Origin of the sequence: Brevibacillus aydinogluensis (assembly GCF_961514395.1) — a bacterium.
GTDB lineage: Bacteria > Bacillota > Bacilli > Brevibacillales > Brevibacillaceae > Brevibacillus > Brevibacillus aydinogluensis.
In genome coordinates, this window is the sequence record NZ_OY569118.1 from 3,645,514 (window position 1) to 3,663,812 (window position 18,299).

Annotated in this window: 18 protein-coding genes; all 18 read right to left on the reverse strand. The window is 57.8% G+C overall.

Annotation, left to right across the window (positions count from 1 at the left end; translation table 11 throughout):
- Window positions 1-72: 72 nt before the first annotated feature.
- The 18 genes from Q7F15_RS18000 to Q7F15_RS18085 all read right to left on the reverse strand — a co-directional run bounded on the left by Q7F15_RS18000 (window position 73) and on the right by Q7F15_RS18085 (window position 18,252).
- A complete protein-coding gene (locus Q7F15_RS18000) occupies window positions 73-1,002 on the reverse strand; it encodes a type II secretion system F family protein (RefSeq protein ID WP_171567435.1) in 930 nt (309 codons plus the stop codon).
- A 4-nt stretch (window positions 1,003-1,006) separates the two neighbouring features.
- Window positions 1,007-1,933 carry a type II secretion system F family protein gene (locus tag Q7F15_RS18005; RefSeq protein WP_171567434.1) on the reverse strand — a complete coding sequence of 309 codons (927 nt, stop codon included), beginning with the start codon at window positions 1,931-1,933 and terminating at the stop codon, window positions 1,007-1,009.
- Window positions 1,911-3,296 (reverse strand): TadA family conjugal transfer-associated ATPase, encoded by a 1,386-nt coding sequence (locus Q7F15_RS18010; protein ID WP_171567433.1) that lies wholly within the window; start codon window positions 3,294-3,296, stop codon window positions 1,911-1,913. The genes Q7F15_RS18005 and Q7F15_RS18010 overlap by 23 nt, the downstream gene beginning before the upstream one ends.
- Before the next feature lie 12 nt (window positions 3,297-3,308).
- The gene (locus tag Q7F15_RS18015) at window positions 3,309-4,466 is read right to left on the reverse strand and encodes a CpaE/TadZ family protein (RefSeq protein ID WP_212132226.1); all 1,158 of its coding nucleotides are present in this window, start codon (window positions 4,464-4,466) and stop codon (window positions 3,309-3,311) included.
- A 3-nt stretch (window positions 4,467-4,469) separates the two neighbouring features.
- On the reverse strand, window positions 4,470-5,282 hold the full coding sequence (locus tag Q7F15_RS18020; RefSeq protein WP_171567431.1) for a flagella basal body P-ring formation protein FlgA: 813 nt from the start codon (window positions 5,280-5,282) through the stop codon (window positions 4,470-4,472).
- A gap of 104 nt (window positions 5,283-5,386) precedes the next feature.
- On the reverse strand, window positions 5,387-5,839 hold the full coding sequence (locus Q7F15_RS18025; protein WP_253264331.1) for a prepilin peptidase: 453 nt from the start codon (window positions 5,837-5,839) through the stop codon (window positions 5,387-5,389).
- 75 nt (window positions 5,840-5,914) lie between these two features.
- Entirely contained in the window at window positions 5,915-6,478 is a 564-nt protein-coding gene (locus tag Q7F15_RS18030; protein WP_304414762.1) for a hypothetical protein, read from the reverse strand.
- 233 nt (window positions 6,479-6,711) lie between these two features.
- Window positions 6,712-8,322 (reverse strand): gamma-glutamyltransferase family protein, encoded by a 1,611-nt coding sequence (locus tag Q7F15_RS18035; protein ID WP_304414763.1) that lies wholly within the window; start codon window positions 8,320-8,322, stop codon window positions 6,712-6,714.
- Between the two features lie 27 nt (window positions 8,323-8,349).
- Window positions 8,350-8,880 (reverse strand): chromate transporter, encoded by a 531-nt coding sequence (locus Q7F15_RS18040; RefSeq protein WP_171567429.1) that lies wholly within the window; start codon window positions 8,878-8,880, stop codon window positions 8,350-8,352.
- The gene (locus tag Q7F15_RS18045; RefSeq protein ID WP_304414764.1) at window positions 8,877-9,458 is read right to left on the reverse strand and encodes a chromate transporter; all 582 of its coding nucleotides are present in this window, start codon (window positions 9,456-9,458) and stop codon (window positions 8,877-8,879) included. Before Q7F15_RS18045 ends, Q7F15_RS18040 begins: the two co-directional genes overlap by 4 nt.
- A gap of 21 nt (window positions 9,459-9,479) precedes the next feature.
- Complete coding sequence (locus tag Q7F15_RS18050) at window positions 9,480-10,463, reverse strand: ABC transporter ATP-binding protein (RefSeq protein WP_304414765.1); 984 nt, start codon at window positions 10,461-10,463, stop codon at window positions 9,480-9,482.
- Window positions 10,460-11,434 (reverse strand): ABC transporter ATP-binding protein, encoded by a 975-nt coding sequence (locus Q7F15_RS18055; RefSeq protein WP_171567427.1) that lies wholly within the window; start codon window positions 11,432-11,434, stop codon window positions 10,460-10,462. The genes Q7F15_RS18050 and Q7F15_RS18055 overlap by 4 nt, the downstream gene beginning before the upstream one ends.
- Before the next feature lie 18 nt (window positions 11,435-11,452).
- On the reverse strand, window positions 11,453-12,283 hold the full coding sequence (locus Q7F15_RS18060; RefSeq protein WP_171567426.1) for an ABC transporter permease: 831 nt from the start codon (window positions 12,281-12,283) through the stop codon (window positions 11,453-11,455).
- The gene (locus tag Q7F15_RS18065) at window positions 12,280-13,239 is read right to left on the reverse strand and encodes an ABC transporter permease (RefSeq protein ID WP_171567425.1); all 960 of its coding nucleotides are present in this window, start codon (window positions 13,237-13,239) and stop codon (window positions 12,280-12,282) included. The genes Q7F15_RS18060 and Q7F15_RS18065 overlap by 4 nt, the downstream gene beginning before the upstream one ends.
- A gap of 31 nt (window positions 13,240-13,270) precedes the next feature.
- The gene (locus Q7F15_RS18070; RefSeq protein ID WP_230077698.1) at window positions 13,271-14,824 is read right to left on the reverse strand and encodes an ABC transporter substrate-binding protein; all 1,554 of its coding nucleotides are present in this window, start codon (window positions 14,822-14,824) and stop codon (window positions 13,271-13,273) included.
- Between the two features lie 68 nt (window positions 14,825-14,892).
- Window positions 14,893-15,369, reverse strand: a complete 477-nt coding sequence (locus Q7F15_RS18075) for an Lrp/AsnC family transcriptional regulator (protein WP_171567423.1) — start codon at window positions 15,367-15,369, stop codon at window positions 14,893-14,895.
- A gap of 212 nt (window positions 15,370-15,581) precedes the next feature.
- Window positions 15,582-17,507 carry an FtsX-like permease family protein gene (locus Q7F15_RS18080; protein WP_230077697.1) on the reverse strand — a complete coding sequence of 642 codons (1,926 nt, stop codon included), beginning with the start codon at window positions 17,505-17,507 and terminating at the stop codon, window positions 15,582-15,584.
- Window positions 17,482-18,252, reverse strand: a complete 771-nt coding sequence (locus tag Q7F15_RS18085; protein WP_171567421.1) for an ABC transporter ATP-binding protein — start codon at window positions 18,250-18,252, stop codon at window positions 17,482-17,484. The genes Q7F15_RS18080 and Q7F15_RS18085 overlap by 26 nt, the downstream gene beginning before the upstream one ends.
- Window positions 18,253-18,299: the final 47 nt, after the last annotated feature.

Here is an 18,299-nt window from a genome sequence, read left to right on the forward strand (position 1 = left end):
CAAACTTCCCGATTATTTACACTGCCAGACTGAGAAAGGGATCACCCCCTTTAAAGGCCATGTGTTATTTGCTTACCATGCGGAAAACATCGTGGCGTTCTCCAGGATGTTTAGCACCATCAAACCGCCGATCAGGGCGATCGCGGTGGGCGCGACGACGAATGTGGTGATCAGGGTTACTTTTGGTGAGGCTTTCGCCGCTTTCTCCTTGATCAGTTCCTTGCGTATGCGCCGCATGTTCTCGGACTGGATTTTGAACGTGACCGCGATCGGAACGCCGAGGCGCATCCCTTGTATCAGCGCTTTGATCAGCATTTGAAACTCCGGGTTGTCATTGCGCCGCAGCAGATTCTCGTACGCTTTTTCCCGCGGCACCCCCAGATCCAGCTCCTGATTGAAACGGGCGAACTCCTCCTGCAGCGGCCCGGGAAAAAACTGGATTACCGAGCGCAGCGATTGGTCCAGACTGACGCCCGCCTGCAGCGTCACGCTTACCGTGTCGAGAAATTCGGGCAGATCGTAGCGAATCTGCTCCTGCCGCTCCCTCGCCTTTCTTTTCAGCAGGATGATCGGCAAAAAGTAGCCGACCATCGGCCAGACGACCAGGCCGTAGGGGGCGAGCGGAAAGCCGAGGACAAAGAACACGGTGCCGACGATGACGCCAATCAGGGCGAGCAGGATTTTTGTCCCCTGGAAGCGTTCCACACTCAAATCCAACGGGCGGCCCGCTTTCAGCAGCCACTCCTCCACCTCGTGCGACTCGCTGAAGAAGTTGATCCTCTGCCCCAGTGCCGCGTAATCGTCGCTGTACTGCAGCAGTTTTTTCAACCACTTTTCGGAAGTCGTTTCCCGCTTGCGGATTTCGTATCCCGGCCTTCCCGTGGTTTCGTGAATGTGGGTGAGCAGCTTTTCCCTCTCGACGGAATAGCGGTAGGATTCTTTCAAAAAAATGGCGAAAAAAAGCAAACATAAGAACAAACAGGTGACCATGAGCGCGTCCATCGTCTCACACCTTTATATTTGTTACTTTTCGGACCAGCAGATAGGACAGGATCGTTCCCAGGATAAACACGGCCAGCAGGATCAGTCCGAAGCCGGAGAACAGCGGATCGATAAACCCCTTGTTGATCGTGTTCATCATCAGCACCAGGGCGATCGGCATGATCGGTACCAGAATGGAGACGTAGCGCTGTTCGGCGGTCATCGTCTTGATCTCCTGGTTGACGATTCGCCGATCCTCCAGCGTTTGTGCCATCTCCTGCAGCACTTCGCTGAGGTTCCCGCCGGCGCGCCGCTGGATGTACAGCGTGGCCGCAAAGATCCGAAAATCCCGGGTCGGAATGCGCTTTTCCATATCGGCGAGCGCCTTGTCAAAATTGACGCCCAACCGCATTTCACGCGCCATGCGCGCAAACTCCTGCCCGGCTGGCTGCGGGATTTCCCTGGCCACCAGTTCGATCCCCTGTGTCAGCGTCAGCCCTGCGCGCAGCGAGTTGGCAAGCAGGCGGCACACCTCTGACAGCTGGTCGTTCAAGCGCTCCTGGTACTTGTTTCGCCGCACGAGAAACAGCAGCTTCTGCAGCAGGTACATGCAGGCAGAGCCGGCGGCGATATTGTAAGGAAACGGCAGCCCGACGACGTTGTTGAAAAAGAAGGCCAGCCCGAACGCGCCAACCAGCAAAATGCCGTAATACTCGGAAGGCGCAAGGGGAATGTTTGCTTTGATCAGCTTGCTTCGTATCTGCTTGGCATGGGGGGTACGGTCGAAGCGATCCCCCCATTCGAGGAGAAAACTTTTGCGCTGGGATTTGACCTCGTACCACTCTTCCACCCGTTTTTTCCATTCCGTCTTTTTCGCCCGATAGCCCAGGTATTCATAGATCCCCCATATTCCGAGCAGAACGGAGAGACTAAACAGAATAGAGATGCTCACGTCGTTTCACCTCTCCTGCCGCAAACAGCGACTCGTCTATCTCGATCCCAAACGTTCTCAGCCTTTCCAGCGAACGGGGCACGACGCCGGTTGCGGTAAAGTACCCCAACACTTCCCCCCTTTTTCCGATGCCGGTGCGCTGAAAGCGAAAGATTTCGTTTACTTCCACGCGTTTTTCTTCGGTTTTTACCACCTCCGAAATGGAGACGATCTTGCGCTTCCCGTCTGAGAGACGCATCACCTGCACGATGATGTCGAGGGCGCTGACAATGTACTCCCGAATGATGGAAGACGGCAAATCCATGCCGGCCATCACGACCATGCCCTCCAGCCGGTTAAACGCATCCTGGGGCGAGTTGGCGTGAACGGTGGTGAGCGATCCTTCGTGCCCCGTGTTCATCGCCTGCAGCATGTCAAACGCTTCGGCGCCCCGCACCTCCCCGACGATGATCCGGTCCGGCCTCATCCGCAGGGAGTTTTTCACGAGCTGGCGAATCGTGATCTCCCCTTTTCCCTCCATGTTGGGCGGGCGGGCCTCCAACCCGACGCAGTTGGGGTGGGCCAGCCTCAGTTCTGCCGAATCCTCAATCGTGATGACGCGCTCATAGTGGGGGATGGCGCAGGCTACGGCATTGAGCAGCGTCGTCTTTCCGCTCCCGGTGCCGCCGGAGATGAGCACGTTCATTTTCGCTTCCACGACCGCCTGCAGAAAGCGGGACATCGCCTCGTTGAACGAGCCAAACCTCATCAGGTCATCCATGGTGTACGGCTCTTTGCGGAATTTCCGGATCGAGACCAGCGTGCCATTCAGGCTGATCGGCGGAATCACTGCGTTCACGCGGCTGCCGTCTTTCAGCCGGGCGTCCACCATCGGCGAGCTTTCGTCGATCCGCCGTCCGAGCGGCGCCACGATCCGGTCGACGATGTGGCGCAGATGCTCCTCGTCGCGAAACTTCAGGTCGGTCAGTTCCAGGCGGCCGTTCCGCTCGACGTACACCTGGCTGTGGCCGTTGATCGAAATTTCCGTGATCTCCGGGTCGTTCAGCAGCGGCTCCAGCGGGCCCAGACCGACGGATTCGTTGATCAGGCGGGTGAGCAGCAGTTCCTTTTCGTTTCGCGGGATGACGACCTTTTCTTCGGACATGTATTGGGATACCAGGCGCTCAATCGCCAGGCGCATCTCGCTCGACGGCAGGCTGGTCAGCCGTTCCAGGTTGGTCTCCCGCAAGAGTCGCGCCTTGTAATGTTCCGCCAGTTCGTCCAGGTACGGATTGCAGGAAGGAGCCGCAAGCGAAGATGCGATGGTCCGGGGCGCCTCATCGCCAGGCGGAGTCTTTTCATCCCTGCGTCGGAATAATGCCATCTAACTCCCCCCTTACGACAATTTCCTGAGCACCCATTTGCGAATGTCCTTCGCCGCAGGAGACAGCTTTTTCTCGTTGGCTTCCTTTTGCAGCGGCTTGCCCTGATTGACGGCCGCCTGAACGCCCTGGTGATCCCTGCTGATTTCAGCGGTGATCGGGGCGGTGATCAACCCCTTCAGGTCGGAAACGGCCAGTTCGTTGTCCCTGCCCACCTGGTTGACGACCACTTCCAGCCTGCCTGCGGTATCGATCCGAAGCCGTCGGAACAACTCTTCCGCGAGCCGGTAGATCTGAACCGAAGGCGTGTCGAGATTCATCACGTAGCAGATCAGGTCCGACTCCGTCAGCGCCGCGTAGGTCAGCTCGTTCATGTGCGCCGGCAGGTCGACAATGACAAAATCGTAGCTGCGGCGGCTGGCGCGGATTAACCGGGTGATAAATTCCTCCGGGATCTGCTCTGCTATTTCCGCATCACGCGGACTGACCAGGACTTCCAGCTTGGAATGGAGTTCCCGCTGTGCCACATTGCGAATGTGGTTCTCGTTCATCTCGTGCATGACCGGCATCAGATCGGCCAGCGTGCGATTGCTGTCCAATGAGAGAAAGGTTTCCACACCGCCGTACTGCAGGTTGAGGTCGATCAGCAGGGCGCTGGCGGTGGATTCCAGTTTTAATGCCTGCGCAAAGCCGGTGGCTAGCAGCGTGCGGCCGCTGCCCCCTTTTCCGCTGTAAAAGGAATACACTTTTCCCCGGCCGCGGACCAACGCCTTGCCGGACGCGTTCGCTCCCTTTTTCCGCTGCTGTATCTGCGCCAGCTCGGAGATTTTCTCAAGCCGGTCCGTCAACAGCGCCAGTTCGTCAGGCATCACGATGTACTCAATCGCACCGGCGCGGACGACATCCCGTAGCAGGACGAAATCCTGCTCTTCCGTGAGAAAGATCACAATGCCCTCGGGCAGCTCGGCCTGTATATACTGGACCAGTTCCACGCCCGACCCGTCCTCAGGCTGCACGAGCAGGACGATATCGGGGCCAATCCGGTCAATCTCTTTCTTCACTTCCAGCGATGTGGTGTACTGCACATGCTCGTAAGGAGCGAGCCATTCCCGCAACAGGTCTTTCACCGAATCGTAATCGGCTACGACGAGAATGTTGAGTTCCGTTTTCATGCCTTACCCTCCGGTTTTGGTTCCTGCTTGCTGCATCGCGGGCTGTCCCGCGTTTGGCGACGGCGCAGGAGGTGTCTGCGGCGCCTGTGCCCCCGGTTTTACCGTCGGACTTTCGGCCGGTTTGGTTTCGGGCGCAGCGCTGTCGCCAGGCGTCTCCTCCTGGCCGGGTTTCGTTTCTTGAAACGGCTCGGAAATGGCCGCTCCGCCTTTGCCGACATTGGCCTTCAGGATCCGCATGAGCTCTGCGTAGTTCTGCTGATGGATGAACCGGGGCACGTCCTCAAACGGCAGTTCCAACGCCACTCCTTTAAACTTGCCCTCTGACTTGGCCACCATCGCCACCAGCACATCTTTCATGAACACTTCCGTCACCGGCTTACCGTTCACCTGGTGCGAGATGATGACATCCACGCGGTCAAGCGCCTCCAGTTCCTGATCGAAGACGACGTTTCCCCCGGCATACACCGTAATCAGACGGTGATTTTGGTCCCGGACGATGTTGGCGGGCTTGAGAATGTTTTTGGTAATGACGTCGCCCTTGGACAGGGGAACGACCGTCACCTGGTTTTTCAGGCTCAATTTGTCGGTCACGTAGGACTGATCCGCGTATTTCTTCGGGATGGGCCGCGTCGTCACCTGATCCGGCTGAATCAGCGAGCGGGACGGAATGTCGGCGTTCGCCACGTAAATCTCCACCATTTCCCCCAATTCCGCGTTCATATCCTTGATTTTTTTCAGAAACAGAAAGCCCGCCAGAACTGCAAGCAAAAGGGATAATGTGAGAAAAATAATGGCACGTCGTTTGGATTCCAGCATGCAGATGATTCCCTCTCCTTGGATAGTCGAAAGATTTCGGAAGCAATTATAAAATTACAAAATAAGGAAAATGCTTGCCGCAACACGGCGTCTCCTCGGGTGGATCAGACAGCTGCTGCCGCCATGTACAACAGAATCGTCCCCCCGGCGATGAACGGAGCCAGCGGAACCTCTTTCCACTTTTCTGCTGCCGCCCGCCTTTTTCTGATCGCCCACAGGGGTATGGCGACAAATCCCGCGATGATGTAGGAAAGGCCCATAATCAGCAGCCCGGCCTGCCACCCCACAGCGGAACCCACAAGCGCAAACAGCTTGATATCCCCTCCCCCTAGCTGGCCGTTGCTGACAACTGCCATGACTAGCGAAATCCCGCCCAACACGATCACGCCCAGCGCATATGTCATCCATTGACCGGGGTGGGCGATGGCATGAACGACGAGGAAGTACGCGATCCCCGGCAGCGTGAGCCAGTCGTAAATCATGCGTCGGCGAAGGTCCGTGTAGACGGACACGGCCATGATGAGAAAAACGGGAACGGTCACGAACGGGGACAGCAATGCATGCCCTCCTTTCCAAAAATTAATTGTGATGGATGTTTTCACCATTATCTACGGAATTTGCAAGTGTCAGTTTCAAGATTTCATAATTTTTTTGGTTGCAAAGCCCCAGGTTTTTTTCACGCCGCCTCCATGTTCCTCTGGCCATCTGTTAGGGCCGCCATGCCCCGCTCGCGTCCAGGATGCAGTTCGTGAAGAAAACATGCGTTCGACTTTTGTCGTTCCCGATTCCCAATAATTGGGGTGGGTGTTTTCTCCGTCATTGACGGAATTTGTAAGCAAAAGGTTGCAAAGTTTGCCAAAATTTTTGGTCGAAAAGACCCAGAGACGTTTTTTTGCGTCCGGCTGCTGGAAGGTTCGGACAGCCCGGAGGATTTGCCAAACAGCGGCCTGTATCGAAAAAAAAGCCAAAAGAACAATGCTGTTCTTTTGGCTCAGATTGCAGACAAACCGTTTATTTAGTAAGTGTCCACAGGGAAGTAATTTCCATTTTTTCCATGCCGGATGGCCTGCACATTCATCAACCGAAGCTGAAGACAACGTACATCGCATGGAGGGATGGGCCAAGCGAGCTCCTTTGACGACCTGCTCAGCGAAAAAACGAAAGACGCGGGGAAAAACAGGGGGCACAAGTCTCACTTCGTCGAAACACCCAGATGTTTGCCCCCTGCCCGCGTCGCGTTTTGGAGCGGACATCATCCACTTCTTTGCTGGGCGTCAAGAGAGCGAGCGGGCCCGATCACCCATGCGCCACGGACTTTGTCTACATGCTGAAAGCCAAAAGAACAATGCTGTTCTTTTGGCTTTGTTATCGCTCCACGCGATCTTCGCCAGTCTTCTGTTATCTGCCGGTTCCCGCCTGTCCCAAACGCTTACCACGCAGCAACGCAGCCGTCCGTGCGCATGTCGGTGCCGCCGATCAGCACGCCGTTTTCGTCCCGCCAGATGATCTGGCCGCGGCCGAAGTTGCTCGAAAACGATCCCCACTTGATCCGGTGACCCTTTTGTTCCAGGGCGAGCGCGATATGTTCCGGGAAGTGGCGCTCCACCTCCACCGTTTTTCCTTCCAGCCACTGCCAGCGCGGGGCGTCCAGCGCGGCCTGCGGGTTGAGGTGAAAGTCGACCGTGTTCATCACCACCTGCACGTGCCCCTGCGGCTGCATGAAGCCGCCCATCACGCCAAACGGTCCAACCGCCTTGCCGTCCTTGGTCAAAAAGCCCGGGATAATCGTGTGGTACGTCTTTTTTCCCGGCTCCAGGCGGTTGTCGTGAGCGGGGTCCAGCGAGAAGTTGTGGCCCCGGTTTTGCAGCGCGATGCCCGTTCCCGGCACGACGATGCCAGAGCCGAAGCCCATGTAGTTGCTCTGGATAAATGAGACCATGTTGCCTTCCCCGTCTGCCGTCGCCAGGTAGACGGTTCCGCTGGAGCGAGGGTCGCCCGGTTCCGGCATGAGCGCTCGCTCACCGATCAGGTGGCGCCGCTCGTCGGCGTACCGGTCGGAGAGAAGTTCCCCGACGGTCACGCTCATCTTGTCCTGCTGCGTAATGTAGCGGAACCCGTCGGCAAACGCCAGCTTCATCGCCTCGATCTGCTTGTGGTACGTGTCAACTGTCTCTTTTTCCCCGAACGCAAAACCCTTCAATATGTTCAGGGCAATCAGCGCCACCAGGCCCTGGCCGTTGGGGGGAATTTCCCAGACGTCGTAGCCGCGGTAGTTGACGCTGATCGGCTTGACCCATTCCGGCCGGTAGGCTGCCAAATCCTCTTTGCGCAGGAACCCGCCGCACTGCCGGGAAAACGCGTCGATCTTTTCCGCCAGTTCGCCGCGATAGAAGCTTTCCGCTCCCGTCTCGGCAATCTGCCGCAGCGTCTCGGCATGGCCGGGCGACCTCCAGATCTCGCCCGCTTTCGGCGGCCGACCGTCCGGTGCAAAGGTGGCGAACCAGGGGGCAAATTCCTCACCGCTCAGCACCTGGGAATATTTGTTGAAGGCGGCCGCCCAGTAGCGGGCCAGCGTCGGGGAAAGCGGGTAGCCGTTTTCCGCGTACTCGATCGCCGGCTTCAGCACGTCCGCGAGCGGCAGGCGGCCAAAGCGGCGGGACAGTTCCGCCCATGCCGCCGGCGCCCCCGGCACTGTGACCGGAATCCAGCCATAGGCAGGCATGGTCTCGTGCCCTGCCGCCTTCACCGCTTCGATGGAAATGGCCTGCGGCGCGGGACCGCTCGCGTTCAGCCCGTGCAGTTTCCCGTTGGTCCAGACGAGCGCAAACGCGTCACTGCCGATGCCGTTCCCCGTCGGTTCCACCACGGTGAGGCAGGCAGCCGTGGCGATCGCGGCATCAATGGCGTTTCCTCCTTTTTTCAGGATGTCCAAGCCGGCCTGCGCCGCAAGCGGCTGCGAGGTGGCCACCATGCCGTTTTTCGCATACGTCGTCATACGCCGGGACGCGTACGGGTACTCCATTGCGTCAAAATGTGTCATACGTGTACCTCCGATCAACTGTAATCGTTAGCCGATGAAGAAAAACCCGTAACCCATGGAGAGGGCGATTACAAGCGCAGGGTTCAGCTTCCACTTTTCCAGCAGGAGAAAGGAGGCGATGGCCAGGATGCCGGTCTGCATCCAGCCGATGCCCTCCACGGCTCCGAGGAAAAACTCGTACGTCATCGTGCCCAGAAGCACGGTGACAATCGGACGGACGGATTGGGTCATCGCTTTCACCTGCGGCGCGTTGCGAAACACGTTGAGGAAATTGAGCAGCAGGATCATGGCGACAGCCGTCGGCGCTATTGTCGCCAGGAGCGCGACCGCCGCCCCCGGCACGCCGGCCACCTGGTAGCCGACGTAACCCGCCAGCTTGGTGGCGATCGGACTGGGCAGGGCGTTGGCGACCGCCAGCACCTCCCCGAACTCTTTCATCGTCATCCAGTGATAGTGGTCGACCACCTCGTTCTGGATCAGCGGGATGCTGGGCGGCCCACCGCCGTAGCCGAGAATGTTGGAGATAAAAAACGCCCAGAACAGCTGCAGGTAAATCATGCCGCCCCCTCCTTGCCGCCCGGCGTTTTCCGCTTCCGCAGCACCCAGGTGGAATAGGCAAACGAACCGGCTAGGGCAATGCCCACCACAATGCCGGGGTGCAGGTCAAGGAAGAGCAGGGCCACCAGCGACAGGACCAGCATGAGGGCGACGCCGCTCTTGTTGCCCGCTCCCTGCCAGCCCTTCTGCAAAAAATCCCAGGTCAGCACGCCGGTCATGACGGCGATCACCGGCTGGATCGCCTGAACCATCCCGTACACGCCGGGCGCGTCCTTCCACTGGTAAATCACCTGCAGCAGCGCGATCATGACCAGCACGATGGGCAGCACCACCGCGCAGTTGGCCACCAGCGCGCCGCTCCAACCTTTGACCCGGTACCCGATAAACGCTGCCAGCTTGGTGGCGATCGGGCCGGGCAGGGCGTTGGCCAGCGCCAGGTTGTCGGTAAAATCCTCTTCACTTACCCATTTGTACTTCTGCACGCACTCGGCGTAAAACAGGGGGACCATCGTCGGTCCGCCGCCGTAGCCGAAAATGCCGATGCGAAAAAACGCGAGAAACAACTGCCAATAGATCATCTGAATGCCTCCGTCCCGCCGTCAGGTCGCCAGCTCGCCTGCATGTACCAGGTGGCAGGAGACGAACTGTCCGCCCCCGATATCGGCCAGGCTCGGCGCTTTGGTCTTGCACAGGTCGGTCGCATGCGGGCAGCGCGGATGGAACGTGCAGCCGCTCGGCGGATTGGCCGGACTGGGCAGGTCGCCGGTCAGCAGGATGCGTTCCCGCTTCTGCCGCGGCTTGGCCACGGGAACGGCAGACAAGAGCGCCCGCGTGTACGGATGGCTGGGATTGTCGAACAGCGTCCGTTTGTCGGCAATTTCCACCACCCGCCCCAGATACATGACGGCCACCCGGTCGCACAGGTGTTTGACGACCGACAAGTCGTGCGAGATAAACATCAGGGTCAGGTTAAACTCTTTTTTCAAATCTTTCAACAGGTTCAGAATCTGCGACTGGATCGAGACGTCCAGCGCCGACACCGGTTCGTCCGCGATGATCAGCTTCGGCTTCACCACCAGCGCCCGGGCGATCCCGATGCGCTGCCGCTGGCCGCCCGAAAAATCGTGTGGATGCCGGTTCAGGTGCTCCTTGCGCAGACCGACGATCTCGATCATCTCTTCGATGGTTGCCAGCCGTTCCTCCCGCGTCCCGATGTTGTGCACCGCCAGCGACTCCATTAGGATTTGCTTGATCGTCATGCGCGGATTGAGCGAAGCGTACGGGTCCTGAAAGACCATCTGCAGGTCCTTGCGCATGCGCCGCATCTCTTCCCTGGACAGTCTGGCGAGATCCTTGCCGTCAAACCAGACCTCCCCTGCGGTCGGTTCCAGCAGCCGCAAAATGGTCCGGCCGGTGGTCGACTTGCCGCACCCCGACTCGCCCACGATACCAAGCGTCTCCCCTGGAAACACCTGCAGGTCGATGCCGTCGACGGCCTTCACGTATCCCGTCGTTTTCTTGAAAAAGCCGGACTTGATCGGAAAGTGTTTCTTAAGCCCTTTTACTTCCAACAGCGGCTTCATGCCTCATGCCTCCCTTCTGCGTACAGCCAGCAGCGGCATTTGTGGCCGTCCAACTGCAAAAGCTCGGGTGGCTGTTCGCGGCAGATCGGCATGGCCTGCGCGCACCGCGGGGCAAACCGGCACCCCTTGGGCATCTGGTGGGGCAGCGGCACCGCGCCCGGGATGGTGTCCAGGTACTCCCGCTCCTCGTCCAGCTCGGGAATTGACTTCATCAGGCCGATGGTGTACGGGTGTTTGGGCTGCTCAAACAGCGTTTCCACGTCGGTCTCCTCCACCACCTGCCCGGCGTACATGACGATGACGCGGTCGCACATTTCGGCGACGACACCCAGATCGTGCGTGATCAGCATGATTGATGTGCCCGTCTTCTCCTTCAGTTCCCGCATCAGGTCGAGAATCTGCGCCTGGATCGTCACATCCAGGGCCGTCGTCGGCTCGTCGGCGATGATCAGCTTGGGGTCGCACGCCATCGCCATCGCGATCATGACGCGCTGCCGCATCCCCCCGGAGAGCTGGTGCGGGTACTCCCCGTAGATCTCCTCCGCGCGCGGCATGCCCACCGCTTTCAGCATCGCGATCGCCCGTTCCCTGGCCTGCGCCTTGCTTACTTTCCAGTGCAGCTGGATCGCTTCCTCGATCTGCCTGCCCACCGTGTGCAGCGGGTTGAGCGAGGTCATCGGTTCCTGAAAGATCATCGAGATGTCGTTGCCGCGCACCGCCTGCATCTCTTTTTCCGACAGTTCCAGCAGATTGGTGCCGTTGAACCGGATCGTTCCCTCCGCCCTGCCGTTGGGCGGCAGCAGGCGCATGATCGAGAGGCTGGTGACGCTTTTGCCGCAGCCGGATTCGCCTACGACGCCAAGCGTTTCGCCGGCGCGGATGGAGAAGTCGACGCCGTCGACCACGTTGACGACGCCGTTTTCCGTGCGAAACCGCGTTCTCAGTTGTTCCACTTCCAGTATGGTCGTCATGAGGCTCTCCTCCCCCGTTTATTTCCGCACCCGCGGATCAAGTATTTGCTGCAGACCATCCCCCAGCAGGTTGAAGCCGAGCACGACCAGGAAGATCGCCATGCCGGGGTAAAAAGTGGCGTACGGCGCGACGGACATCAGCGTCTGGGCCTGATTCAACATGCTGCCCCAGGACGGCGTCGGCGGCTGTACGCCCAATCCCAGATAGGAGAGCGAGGCTTCTGCCAGGATCCCCGCCGCCATCGCCAGCGTGGCCTGGATGACGATCGGATTGAGCGCGTTGGGCAGGATGTGGCGGAAAATGATCCGACTGTCCTTGACGCCCACCGCCCGGGCCGCCTGGATGTACTCCATGTTGCGAAGCGACAGCACCTGCCCCCGCGTAATGCGGACAAAGGCGGGAGAAAAGCCGATTCCGATCGCCAGCATGGCGTTGCCGAAGCCGGAGCCGAGCACGGCCGAGATGGCGAGTGCCAGAATCAGAAACGGAAACGCCTGCATCGCATCCACGGTGCGCATGACCACCCACTCATCCCAGAAGCCGCGGTAGTATCCCGACAAAAGGCCGATGGGCACACCGATCAGCATGGCGATGCCGACAGAGATGACCGCCGCCTCAATCGAAATGCGAGAGCCGTGGATGACCCGGGAGAAGATGTCCCGTCCCAGATCGTCCGTGCCAAACGGATGTTCCGCGCTGGGCGGCATCAACACCTTGTCATAGTTCTGCTCGTTGGGATCGTAGGGGGCGATCTGCTCCGCGAAAATGGCGACGACAATCAGCGCCAGAATGATCAATCCGCCGAGAACACCCATGCCGTTGCGCACAAATTTTCGCCATGCGTTCATGATCCTTCCGCCCCTTTCCCCGCCTTGATGCGCGGATCGATGACAGCGTACAGGAGGTCCACCGCCAGGTTTACCACCACGACCAACATGGCCGATACCAGGATCGCTCCCTGAACCGTGACGTAATCCCGCTTGAACACCGATTCCACGATCAGCCGGCCAAAACCGGGAATGGAAAAAATCGATTCGGTGATGACCAGCCCGCCCAGCAGGCCGGCAATCATCAGACCGGAGGTGGTGACCACAGGAATGAGCGCGTTGCGCAGCGCGTGGCCGAGCACGGTGCGTACCTCGTTCAGCCCCTTGGCCTTGGCCGTGCGGATAAAGTCCATGTTGATCACTTCCAACAGGGATGAGCGCAGCATCCGCATCAAGACGGCCGATTCGCGCAGGCCGGTAGCCAGACAGGGCAGAATCATCGCCATGATATTCTGCACCGGGTTTTCGCTGAACGGCACGTAGCCCGAAGACGGCAGCCATTGATTTTCCACGGCGAAGTAAATGATCAGCATCATCGCCAGCCAGAAACTGGGGATGCTCATGCCACCCAACGCGGCAAACGTGCTGGTGTAGTCAATCCACGTTCCCCGCCGCACGGCTGCCAGGATGCCGGCCGGAAAAGCGATGAGAAGCGCGACGAGAAACGTGCCAATGGTCAGTTCCACGGTAGCCGGCAGCCGCTGTATGATCAGTTCGGAGACCGGCACGCGGTCGGTAATCGACATGCCCAGGTCCCCCTGGAGCACTTTTCCCAGCCAGGAAACATACTGGACCACAACCGGCTTGTCCAGCCCCAATTCGGCCCGCAGTTCCTGATACGCCTCCGGTGTCGCCTCCTGTCCCAAAATGACCCGGGCAGGATCGCCCGGGATCAGGTGGATTAAGGAGAACGTCATGATCGACACCAGTAGGAGAATCGGGATTGTCAGCAGCAGACGTCTCACCACAAACATCATGACAATTCCTCCCCGCACTACAGTGTGTCGATTACTGCTTGTCCAGTGTCGCCGTGCGGATCAGGCCGTCCGGCACATAGGTAAATCCGCTGATCTTCTTGTTCATCGCCAGCAGGTTGTACTGGTGATAGACGTAGACGTAGCCCGCCTCTTCCTGCAGGATCTTGACAGCCTCTTCGTACATCTGCCTGCGCTTCGCTTCGTCAATCTCCACTCGCGCACCGACAGCCAGCTCATCCAGCTTCGGAATGCTGATGCGGCCGTCGTTGTTGGAAGTGCCAGTGACGACGAAGTCGTAGAAGTTCTGGTCGGGGTCCTGTCGTCCGGACCAGCCCAGGTTGAGTGCCTCAAAGTCGCCGTTATCCCCTTTTTCAATCAATTGGCCAAATTCCAACTTTTCCAACTGCACGTTGATGTTATACGGTTTCAGCATGTTTTGGATCACGGCGCCGAATTGTTCGTTTTCCGTCGAGGTCGCGATATACATCTTGAAGCTGAATCCGTTTGGCTTGCCGCCTTTGGCCAGCAGCTGCTTGATCTCATCCGGATTCGGCTTGACCGGCTTGTCCAGCTCGCTGTTGTACGCCAGATTGCCAGGTGCAAACGGCGAACGGCCCGGCAGCGCGTAGCCGTTGAACAGCACCTTGACCACCGCTTCCCGGTCGATGGCCCGCTCCACGGCCTGGCGCAGGTACTTGTTGTCAAACGGTGGCTTGCTGTTGTTCAGATAAAAGCCCATGTAGCCCATGCTGGGTTCGGCCACCAACTGCAGGTTGGCATCTCCCTTGATCGCCGGAATCTCCTTCACCGGCACCTCGTCAATGATGTCCAGCATGCCGGAGCGCAGGTTCTGCACCTTGGCCGTGCCATTGGTAAACACCTTGTAGGTGACCTCGTCCACGTTCACCTTGCCGTTCCAGTAATTGTCGTTGCGCTTCAACGTCACGTGGTCCCCTTTGACGTGCTCGACGAAGACGAACGGCCCGGTGCCGACCGGATGGTTGAGGAAGTCGTCCCCGTACTGTTTGACAGCCGCCGGTGAGACCATCATTCCCGAGCGGTCGGCCAGGATGGAGATGAGCGGCGCAAACGGTTCCTTCAGTTTTATCTGGACCGTGTGCTGGTCAACGACCGTAACGTCTTCCACCACTTTCAACTCGCTTTTGCGCCTGGATGACTCGCCGTTCATGTTGCGCTCGAAGTTGAACTTGACCGCCTCCGCGTCAAAGTCGGTGCCGTCGTGGAACTTGACGCCCTCCTTCAGCTTGAGCGTGTAGGTTTTGCCGTCCGGCGACACTTCGTACGAGCTGACCAGCATCGGCACGATCTTGCCGCTCGGATCAATGTCAAACAGCTTGTCGTAAAGGCTGGCGTACACCATGCGGTCGACCAGCGCGGTGGAGGTGCTTGGATCGAGCGTCGGCGGATCTGCTTTCAACCCGATGGTGATCACTTTTTTGCCTGTGCCGGCGGTCGGCGCGGTCCCTGCTGTCTGACTGCCGCCACCTCCTCCACAACCGGCCGCCAGCAGCACTGTTCCCAGTAGTGCTGCCAGCAGCGTTTTTCCCATCTTTTGCGACAACATAAGTCCTCCTCCTTCTCTTTGGGTTGCATGAATATGGCAACCGTTCCTGCTGCCAGGAACGATTGTCTTTAACGAATAAAGCGAAAGCGCGATTTCAGTACTTTCAGTTCGTTGATGACGTTGACCTTGGTGATGCCCTCGATTTTGTTGAGCTTGTTCATTAAAAATTGCGACAATTCCTCGTAATCGCGGTTCAACACCTGAATCATCAACTGGTAATCGCCTGTGGTCAGCACAACCAGCCTGACCTCGTAGATGTCCTGCAGTTTCGCCACCACGTCATCCAGTTTCCCCGCCTCTACGGCCACCTGGATCAGGGACTGCACCGTAATTCCGGCCTTGACCGGGTTGACGATCCCGACCAGGCTGAGCACACCCTCGTCCTGCATCTGCTGCACGCGAATCCGTACGGTCTTTTCCGTGACACCCAATTCCTTGGCGATCTGCGTAAACGGCAGACGCGCATTGTCCTGCAGCCTACGGGCGATCGCGTAATCCAAATCGTCCAATTGGGAATACAGTGAGCGATGATATTTTTCGTCCATAACTTCACTACCTTTTTTCGACCAGATTTACCGCAACACATTACATATCACGGCAATAAAATAAATTTTCATGACGAATATCGTCTGTTTTTAGATAATATAATACGATTATCATCTTATTGCAATAGTTTTTGCAAAATTTCTCCAACAACAAAGATCCCGGGCAGCAGGGGCCTCCTGCCGCGCGGGATCTGCGCAGATCGCTTTTTCTATTACAAAACCGCTTTTTTCAAGTGGAACAGGTAGCGGTTGCGGATAATCCAGAAGTAGACGAATTGCACCAGCACAAAACTTGCCAGCACGATCAATGTCGGTTTGAAGACCGATGCGATGAACAGCAGCTTCAAAAAGCTTTGCAGCGACACAAACGCGACGGCGCTGTGGACGATTGCCACCAGGATGGGAGCAAAGAACAACAGGGCGATTTGCGTCGTGACGATTTTGGACAGCTCTTGTTCGGAGAGCCCGATTCTGGTGATGGCGCCGTACTGCCGCTTGTCGTTTTCCAAATCGGTGTACAGGCGGAAGTACAGGAAGCTTGCCGCTGCGACGAAGAACAGGACACCGACGAAGAGACCGATAAACAGGCTGGTGTTGGCCAGCTGTTTCAACATGTAGTAATCCGAAGTGCGGGCGGAAAAGTCGTTCATGATAAAGTCGCTCAACATGGCGTCTTCGTCGCTAAATTCCTGATCCAGCTTTTCGCTGAGCACCTTCGTCTCTTTCCAGTTGTCCACGACGTAGCCATAGTTATGCTGTTCCTTTTCCGCTTTGACCTGGTCGTACAGCTCATCCTGCACGACGACGAGCGGCTCGCCCCTGAATGGATCCATCAGGGGAACCCCTTCCCCACTTTTGAGCTGAAGGGATGCGCTTCCGATCTGCAGCGTCCCGCTCTTGATCGGCCTTTCGCCGGTTCTTCGCGAGTAGTAGATTGCTTCTCCCTCGACTGCTGTCACTTCCTCGGCGCCAGCCGCGCGGGCAAAGCGGTTGTAATCGGACTGCTTCACTACGGCGACCGCGGAGTAGCGCTTGTCTGCGCTTTCCGGGACGGGCAGGTAGCGCATCGTCAGGGCGTATTTTTCAAAGGAAAAACCGCCTTCAGCCAACGCCGTTTCAATCTTGGCCAGACGTTTCTCCAGATATTCCTGTTCCGCCTTTTTCCCCACATACTGCCGATACTCAAACGCAAACGGATGAGTCTTGACCACTGTTTCCTCAATGGAACTTGCCAGAGCCGCCAGCGTTCCGATCGCGCAAAACGCTACCGTGGAGACGATGCAGACGAGGAAAAACATGCGCGCGTTGTCCTTTACCCGGTAGGCCAGATCGGAGAGGGTCACCAGGTTGGTGCGCTTCCAGTAAAAGCGGCGGTTTCGCTTCAACAGCCGGATCATGAACACGCTCAACTGTGTGAACAGCAGGTAGGTACCGGCAATCGTCAGTGCGCTGACTGGCAGCAGCAGGAGCGGGACGAACATCCCGTCCGCCCTAAACGCCAAAACGTAGGCTGTCCCCAGCAGCCCCGCCGCCAACAGCGAGAGAAAGACCGAGGCTTTCGGCTCCCGTTTTGGCCGCTGGCTTCCCTGCAATAGTTCCAGCAGGTTGCTCCGCCTCAAAAACAGGACGATGCACACGGAGATGGCGACAAACAGGAAGAGGAACGCCGCCACCGTCAAGGCAATCGCCTTGAGCGGGAAGTAAAACGGCAGCGCCTCCACTTCCAGAAGGAAACCGGCAAACAGGAAGAACAGCTTGCACAGCACCATCCCCAAGCCAATGCCAAACACAATCGACAGCGAGCCGATGATGAAGTTCTCCATGAAGATCAGCATGTTGCGCTGAAAGCGGGTCATGCCGTGCATGAACAGGATGCCAAACTCTTTTTCCCGCTTTTTCAAAAAGGCACCGACGCAGTAAAACAGGAAAAAGAACGAAAACAGGTAGATGATGTACTCGGCCACTATCATGCCTATTTTCACGTTGGCGTTAATATTTCCGTTCTTAATCTCCGGGTGGAAGATAAACATCGCGTAGATGAAGAAAATCATCACGGAAAAGACGCTGCTGATGAAAAACGCGGCATAGGTGCGCTTGTTGCGGGAGACGTTTTTAAACGCGAATTGCCGAAAGGTCATGCGCGTTCCCTCCCAACAGAGACAAGGCGTCGATGATTTGCTGGAAAAACGCCTGCCGGCTCTCTCCCCGGTACATCTCGTTGTGCAGTTGTCCGTCCTTGATGAAAATGACGCGGTGACAGTAGCTGGCCGCCAGCGGGTCGTGGGTGACCATCATCATTGTTGTGCCGTCGTTCTTGTTGATCGCTTCCAGCGTCTCCATCACGCTGCGGGAGGCTTTCGAATCCAGGTTGCCCGTCGGTTCGTCCGCCAGCAGGAGTGACGGCGAGTGGATGATCGCCCGCGCAATGGCCGCCCGCTGCCGCTGGCCGCCTGACACCTCGTAGGTGCGCTTGTCCAGGATGTCGCTGATGCCCAATTTGACTGCCACGGTTTCAAGCTTCTCCTGCATGACGCGCACGTTTTCACCGTCCAGCGTCAACGGCAGGATGATGTTTTCCCCGATGGTCAGCGTGTCCAACAGGTTGAAATCCTGGAAGACAAAGCCCAATTCCCGGCGGCGGAACAGGGCCAGCCTGCTCCCTTTCAACAGGTGGGGATTGGTGCCGTTCAACAGCACCTCTCCGGAAGTGGGCTTGTCGATGGTGGAGATCATGTTAAGAAGCGTCGTTTTCCCGCTTCCGGACGGCCCCATGATGCCGACAAACTCCCCCTTGCGAATCGTAAAATCGATGTCGGTCAGCGCGCGATACGTGACCTTGCCGCCGTATATTTTGCTGAGTTTCCTGACTTGCAACATGTCCATATACGCGTCTCCTTTCGTTTGAGATTTTCCCATGCAGTCTTCTGTTT